6 protein-coding genes are annotated in these 7291 nt (G+C 41.7%); 3 read left to right on the top strand and 3 right to left on the bottom strand.

The genetic code is table 11. The features are described from left to right. Positions 1–1208, bottom strand: a 1208-nt coding sequence (locus LD39_RS02745) for a UV damage repair protein UvrX (protein WP_035542645.1), incomplete at its 3' end; no start/stop codon positions are given. 877 nt (positions 1209–2085) lie between these two features. Here LD39_RS02745 and LD39_RS02740 point away from each other — a divergent pair. The 3 genes from LD39_RS02740 to LD39_RS22470 all read left to right on the top strand — a co-directional run bounded on the left by LD39_RS02740 (position 2086) and on the right by LD39_RS22470 (position 3566). Beyond that, a complete protein-coding gene (locus tag LD39_RS02740; protein ID WP_052158701.1) occupies positions 2086–2853 on the top strand; it encodes an alpha/beta fold hydrolase in 768 nt (255 codons plus the stop codon). A 146-nt stretch (positions 2854–2999) separates the two neighbouring features. Then, positions 3000–3185: a hypothetical protein gene (locus tag LD39_RS02735; protein WP_035542643.1), complete on the top strand. Its 186-nt coding sequence runs from the start codon at positions 3000–3002 to the stop codon at positions 3183–3185. A gap of 234 nt (positions 3186–3419) precedes the next feature. Then, on the top strand, positions 3420–3566 hold the full coding sequence (locus tag LD39_RS22470) for a hypothetical protein (protein ID WP_156112555.1): 147 nt from the start codon (positions 3420–3422) through the stop codon (positions 3564–3566). Between the two features lie 86 nt (positions 3567–3652). Here LD39_RS22470 and LD39_RS02730 read toward each other — a convergent pair whose 3' ends face one another. Beyond that, complete coding sequence (locus LD39_RS02730; protein WP_081988259.1) at positions 3653–5212, bottom strand: class I adenylate-forming enzyme family protein; 1560 nt, start codon at positions 5210–5212, stop codon at positions 3653–3655. Between the two features lie 79 nt (positions 5213–5291). Then, positions 5292–6794, bottom strand: coding sequence for an acyl-CoA carboxylase subunit beta (locus LD39_RS02725; protein ID WP_369793211.1), 1503 nt, complete (start codon positions 6792–6794; stop codon positions 5292–5294). Positions 6795–7291 lie beyond the last annotated feature (497 nt).

The following is a 7291-nucleotide window of genomic DNA, read 5'->3' as shown; positions in this document are numbered from 1 at the left end:
CCACTTGTATAGCTGCTCGCTCTCAGGACGGCCGTTGAGCCATACTTATCGCGAATCGTATCCATAGCTGCTGCCAGGTCCTTCTTCTTAGGTTGATTATCGAACAAGCTGAGCTGCACATCGAATTCATCTCCCAAGTTTGTCAAAGCTACGGAAGCTCTCCTGATCTTACTCACCCCATCGTAAAACCGGTGAAACAGTGTCAAACAAACCGCATACATATCCATCGTGATATTCGTTGGCATCTGGACAGACATCGACCGGCTGAATCCACCGCCTGTTTCACTTGAATATCCAATACCAAGGTGCACAGTCCGGCCTTCTTTATCGTCCATTCTTGCCCTTCTGCATGCTTCTTCACATAAGTCGAGCAGACACGCATAAATCTCTTCTTTTTCATAGTCCCTGAGTAAGGTGATGCCGTGACCATAAGACTTCTGCTCCGTTTTTACAAAGTTTCCATATACCGGACTTAAATCAATTCCCCAGGCATGCCAGTAGAGCTGCTCACCCATAATCCCAAAATTTTTCTTTAAGTACTTGAGCGGATGTTTGGCCAAATGGCCGAGCGTAAGAATCCCCATTCGATTCAGGTTTCTGGTCATTCGTGAACCAATCCCCCATATATCATGAATATCACAAGGCCATAACTTCTCCGCTACATCTTCATAACGGCATTCTGCAATTCCGTCGTCCGCTTTTTTTGCGTGGATATCCATGACCACCTTAGCAAGAAACTTATTGTCACCGATCCCGATAACAGACTCTATTCCGAACTGCTCTCTAATCTCCGCTTGGATCATATAAGCAATGTCATAAGGGTTTCCATACAGTTTCTGCAGCCCATTGATCGTCACCCACAATTCATCAACAGAGTACACATGAATCGCTTCCTGAGGGACATAATTCTTAATCATCTTCGTTATTTCCACAGACACCTCTAAATAATCTCCCATATGAGCAGGTGCAATGACCAGATTCGGATCATCCGGTAATTCAAAAAAACGACTGACATTACTGATTCCATGTTTCTTTTTCAACATGGGAGAAGCAGCCAAAACGATACTGCCTTTGCGGCTCGTATCCCCCACTACAGCAAGTAACGCTGTCTTCGGATCCAGTCCTCTTTTCATACATTCAACACTTGCATAAAAACTACGCATATCGATGCATAATACATCGTTTCGCGGATAACCTGTATAATCCACAATTAACACCTCAATAATACGAACGTTTGTTCTGTTATTATACCCGGGTTATCCCATTATGTATACATGAAATTTCTAGAAACACTTTAGAAAAAAAGTTTCTATCCTGGATTTAAAAGGGGTTCAAGTAACTGTGATTTTACTAAAAAAAAGATCTCACTCATGAAAGAGTGAGATCATAAAAATGTTATTCCTCAATAGAGAGAATAAAGGGTTCCTACAAAAGGCTTATTTTACTTTAACACACTTATGTATTAAAGTTAATGCTATTTTGAATTTTTCTGAAAAAAATAAAAAAACCGGGAAACGGCTACCTTCCGGGGTCTAACAAATGTCCGATTCCCCAGAGGAGTCTCACCGTTTTCCTATTCCATTTAATAATGACTAGGAGGAACGACCCCCTAAGTAATAAAATAGCCAAAATAAAAAACACCCGTTAAGGTGTTAGGCATGTTTCCTTCAATAAAAGAGGCAGAGCTGTTCCACAGCTTCTACATTCTAATAAGACGTCTATATTTATATGATTGATAAATGTTATACGGCGTGGACTCATCCTCTTGCCACAACCTTCGCATTCATAATGATCCGTTTTTTCTATCACTTTCAAATATCCATCTACGCTCACTTTCACAGCTTTCTTTCTCACCCCTCTAAAATAGTTCGTCCAAAATATTATATCACTGATTGCGTATATTCCCAATCTTATTTTTCGCATCAGAGGGCTGAACTTTAGAGAGCTCGTCAGGGGCAGTAGAACCGCCTGAATCAGGACAAAAAAATATGTCAGCTAATGAGTCATGAAAGCACTGCGCATAATAAACCTGATTGTAAACCATGCTGAGTATATTATAGATTTTTGATAAACAGGAGGGAATGGATGATGCCATTCACCGAAATAAAACCTTCATTCTCACTTTATTACAAGTCAGTTGGCACAGGATTTCCAATTGTATTCATACATCCCCCACACATGGGGCATCACGTTTTTAAATACCAGCAAAAACTATCCAGTCACTACCAAATCATTACCTATGACCTTAGAGGACATGGCAGCAGCGGGAACTGTGATGAAAGTCCGATTATCTCAGCACATTCTAATGATTTAGCCCTCTTTCTTGATAAAATAGGAATCGAGAAGGCCATCATCACAGGGTATTCAGCTGGCGGCACGATCGCTCAAGACTTCACCCTCAGATATCCCGATAAAGTAAAAGCCCTTGTCCTTGCAGGTGGCTTTTCAGAAGTAAGTACAGGCTTGTTACGAACACAATTTCATTTAGGTATGAAACTTGTCCAAAACGGAAAAAGCGAACTATTAAGTAGCCTTTTAGCGAAAACCCATAAGATTACAGATGAAGATCAAACATTGCTGTTTCAGGATTGTGTACAAGCAGACCCGCAAACCGCCTTTCAATTTTATGAGAAGAGCATGGAATATCGATGTACGGATGATTTAGGGCGTATTCATTGTCCGGTGCTTTTATTATATGGTCAATTCAGTCACATACGCTCCTATGTCAAATTATATGAAGATAACATTCCCCAAATGAAAAGTGTGTTAGTAAGTAGAGCATTACATCAGCTTCCGATAAGAGAACACCGAGCATTTAATCATGCATTGATGAATTTTCTACAAGGAGTATAAAGCTGACAAATCTCATGGATTCCTTTTCAAAAATCCGGGAATAGTTACCAGACTAGAGATTAAAAAAAGACCCAAACTAATGGAGTGTTTGTGTAGTCCATAACTACAGGAAACACCACAAAATCAATTCAAAGGGGTTAAAATAAATGAATAATCGAGGCCGTAGCACGTCTTTATTAGTAGCCGGTGCAGTCGGTGCAGCTGCGATGTATGGAATTACAAGAATGAACCGTAACGGTGGATTCCGTCAACTCGCTCAGCGTGCCCGAAATAATCAAGCGATGGAGAATATGCGTGATAATCTTCCTAATATGGGTAATACTGATCTATAAAAAAATAACCTCTTCCAAATGCATAAAAGAGGCCTCCGTCTAAATTAGGTTATAAATAAAGCTGAAGCCTTAAAAGGTTTCAGCTTTTTCGATTTAAGTTCTCCGTAGAGAATCCTCTCTCCGCCTCTCAACTATTGAACCAATCTTCGAGAGGGTTGTAAAAATTACCTCGATTACCTCTATTCCTTCGGAAGCAAACTATTTTATAAGACGCATAAAGGAGGCTTGAGCTCATTGAAAAAAAGAAAAGCACAAAGAAACGCAGCGCTGACAAACAACAACACACCTAAAGAAAGCTTACCTGAAGAAAAAGAGAACTTGCACCGTACGAATCAAAACCGTCCTAAAGAAGGACCTGGTGCCAACATTGATATCACATAAGAAGTTGATTTTATAAAGGAAGAAGGGAGAATCTGTGCTGTTCTATTATACGGATTCTCCCACTTTTCTCTCGTATATTTAAATTTCTATCTTTCCTGGTCCTTTAAAACACGTCTTAATATTTTACCTGCACCTGTTTGAGGCAGTGATTCACGAAATTCCACCTGTACCGGTACCTTGTAACGGGCCATGTTCTCTTTCGCCCACTCTTTTAATTCACTTTCATTCAAAGAGTAGTCCTCTTTAAGAATAATGAAAGCTTTCACCACTTCCCCTCTGCTCTCATCAGGAATACCAATGACGGCTGCCTGGGATACTGCCGCGTGTTCTTTAAGTAGGGCTTCGACATCTTCCGGGAAAATACTAAAACCTGAAGATTTGATCATTTCTTTAATTCGGCCTTGAAAATATAGATATCCATCATCGTCATAGTATCCGATATCCCCTGTATGAAGCCATCCATTATAAAGAGTTTCAGATGTAGCTTCTGGACGATTCCAATATCCCTTAAATACCCCTGGACTCTGGATCACGATTTCCCCAGGATCTTCGGTCAGCTGCGGTTCCCCTGTCGCTGGATCGCGAATTTCTATGAAGGTCTCTGTAATAGGAAGACCAACCGAGCCAAATTTAATGTTGTCCTGCGGCATGTAAGTATCTACCGTGTGCGTCTCACTTAACCCGTACGAAGCCTCAAACAACACACACTGAGGTGCAATCTCTCGCCATCTTTCTGCTAACTTTTCTGTTACCGGCATGCCAAAACTTGTGCATAGATTTAACCGCAGATGATCCAATCGTGTACCCTCTGCAATTGATAATAGAGCTTCATTCATCGGTGCAATGCTATACCACACGCTGACATCGTACTCATTAAGAGCTCTCAGAATTTCTGGAGGATCGAACCGGGCAAACAATACACATGGCGAGCCCGTATACGCCGGGATATTCACTCCCATGACCATCCCTGCAATATGGCAAAGTGGCATAACTGAAAGCCAGGTTTCTTTATCAGTAACGCCATTTGTTTCCACGGCGGCTGCTGTTTTGTATAAAGCATTCTTATAAGTTAGCATCGCTGCTTTCGGACGTCCCGTTGTACCGGATGTAAAGGCGAGGAGCGCTGTGTCTTCCAGATCCACCTCTTCCGGCTCCGTCAAAGGTTCAGCGTTTTTCATAATCTCGGACCAATGTTTTTCATTTTTGTTGAGTTCAAGAGTTGCTATTTGGAGATCTTCAGGCACATTCCAGGTCGAATCTTCAGGAATAAAATTATCATAGCGAACGACGATGATTTGCTGTAGACGTTCGCTAACTTTCCGGGCTTCTGGAAGAAGTTCTCCTCCAGCGAAAACACCCTTCATGTCTACTTCGTTAAGTAAATAGTCCAGTTCATTAGCTTTGTACATAGGATTCAGCGGACAAACAATCGCCCCGATATATTGAATGGCATAGTGAGCGATTATATACTGCGGACTGTTTTGCATGAACAATCCAATCCGGTCTCCTTTTTCAAAACCATTCTGGACCAAATAGCCGGCTAGACTCTGCACCTTTTCAAGCAACTCTCCCCAAGTCAACGAACTGCCGTAGTAGATATAAGCTGTATCCATGGGACGTTCTTCGGCATGCTGCTGCAAGTACATAAATAATGGCTTCTTTCCACTCTTGTAAAATGTTTCACCTTTTCGAGTGTCTGTACGATTGTTGATAGGGAATTCCTCCTTAATGAGACATGGGCCAATCAGCGAGACGTCTCTTACTCTTTACCGCTCCGGAAGCATTTGCCGACTCTAAAAAACGAATTAGAAATGAACGCGTTTGATTTGGTTCAATAATATCCTGTATTAAAAACTTCCCTGCTGCCTTATTAGGAGAACTGTCAAAATTCCATTGTTCCAGATACCTTGCCCGCTCCTTGTTCGGGTCTTCCGAGTTTCTTATATGCTTTCCGTACACAACATTCACGCCTACTTCTGGACCGGTAAAATTAATCTCAGCATGGGGCCAAGCGGCGACTACATCCGCTCCCATGCCAGGTCCGCACATGTTTCCATAAGCCGCCCCGATACTTTTCCGAATGACGATTGAATACTTGGGCACAGTGGATTTAGCTAAAGCTGTATTCCAATTCATTATTTTCGATGGCATTTTTTGCTTTTCAGCACGACTGCTGATCCGAAATCCAGGCGTATCATGAAGGAAGATAAGCGGGATATGGTACGAATCACAGAGACAAATAAAATCCACGACTTTATCACATTCCTCAGGTCCCGGAGCTCCTGCCATATAGAGTGGCTGATTCGCTACAATGCCCGTAACCTGACCGTTTAAGCGAGCAAGACCAGTGATCAAGGCCTTTCCATAAAAGGAGCGGAAGTTCATGAATGAGCTTTCATCAAAGAGAACAGCAAGTAAGGATTGCATATCATAGGGACGCCTTGGATTAGAGGGAACAATTTCTTCAATATTTATAGAATCAATAGAAACGGGATGAACAGCCTCGGTGCAGGGCGGTGTTTCATCGGAGCAAGAAGGCATATAACTGAAAAAACGGCGCAGCGCTCTGATTGCTTCTTCTTCGTTTTCAGCAATGTGGTCAATTTGCCCGGTATGGACCGCATGCATATCGGGTCCTCCAAGCTCTTCAGCCGTCAGGTGTTCTCCACTCGCCATTTCCAGCATCCGTGGACCCGCAACCGCCATTCCTGTTCCTTTTACTTGAGTAACAAAATCAGAGGTAACTGCCATCCATGTTGGTCCTCCATAGCTTTCGCCAAGAATAGCTGTCATGATCGGGCTTTCACGAGAATGATCCAATAAGGAGGAAGGAAACAATTTATCACTAATTCCATCAGACCCCATCCCATCCGGCATCCTTAAGCCTCCGCCTTCACATAAATTAAAAAGCGGCAGCTTCCTCTTTTTCGCATAGGAATGAAAGAATTCACTTTTACGTAAGTGTACCTCCCCTTCTGTGCCGGACAATACGCTCACATCCATCGCCTGAACAACGGCCTCTCTTCCGTCCACTCGAACTATTCCTCCAATTAAGCCGTCCGCCGGTGTACGCTCTTCCATACCAGGAACTGAGGAATGAGCGGAAGCCCCTAATTCCAAAAAAGAGCCTTCATCAGCAAGCAGCTCGATTCTCTCTCTAGCACTGTAAGTCAATCTTTCTTTTCGCTCTTGAGAAGTCTCTTTCACTTGATTCATTTTATTATTCATAACTGCCTCCTATAGATATATATACTAACCGGTTGGTATGTAGTATCCAAAAAAATATAGCTAAAAGCTTGTGAGTGTAGTATAAATTAACTTTTCTGAAAATTCAATATATCCTAACCATGGATCAGCTTCATTACTCATGTAAACAAATATAAAAGCCTGCCGAGAGATACTCCACAGGCATTAACCGTTACTTTTCCATCCATACTTTTGTTGATTTTCATCTTTTTGAGTTTCTTTATTCTTACTACTTGTTTTGATGATACTAAAACCGACTAATGCAAATAGAATAGACAGGATTGGAGTATAATTTCCTCTAAAAATTCTACCTATCATGATATCAAATTAAGATGGACGTTTTGAAAAAAATTTCTAAAAATCTTTCTACGGCTGTAGCAGATAAATGTGTTCATCTCATAAAGCTGCACAAAAAAACACCAAAACCTTTGAACCAAAGGTTTCGGTGTTTTAATAGTTAGCGTCCCAGGAGGGATTCG

Source organism: Halobacillus sp. BBL2006 (genome assembly GCF_000786645.1).
GTDB lineage: Bacteria > Bacillota > Bacilli > Bacillales > Halobacillaceae > Halobacillus.
This window is presented reverse-complemented; position numbering and strand designations above follow the sequence as displayed.

Bases quoted from the DNA above. Each gene is read 5' to 3' on its own strand.
- LD39_RS02740 (WP_052158701.1), top strand. From the start codon at position 2,086: ATGATGCCATTCACCGAAATAAAACCTTCATTCTCACTTTATTACAAG.
- LD39_RS02735 (WP_035542643.1), top strand. From the start codon at position 3,000: ATGAATAATCGAGGCCGTAGCACGTCTTTATTAGTAGCCGGTGCAGTC.
- LD39_RS02730 (WP_081988259.1), bottom strand. From the start codon at position 5,212: ATGTACTTGCAGCAGCATGCCGAAGAACGTCCCATGGATACAGCTTAT.
- LD39_RS02725 (WP_369793211.1), bottom strand. From the start codon at position 6,794: ATGAATAATAAAATGAATCAAGTGAAAGAGACTTCTCAAGAGCGAAAA.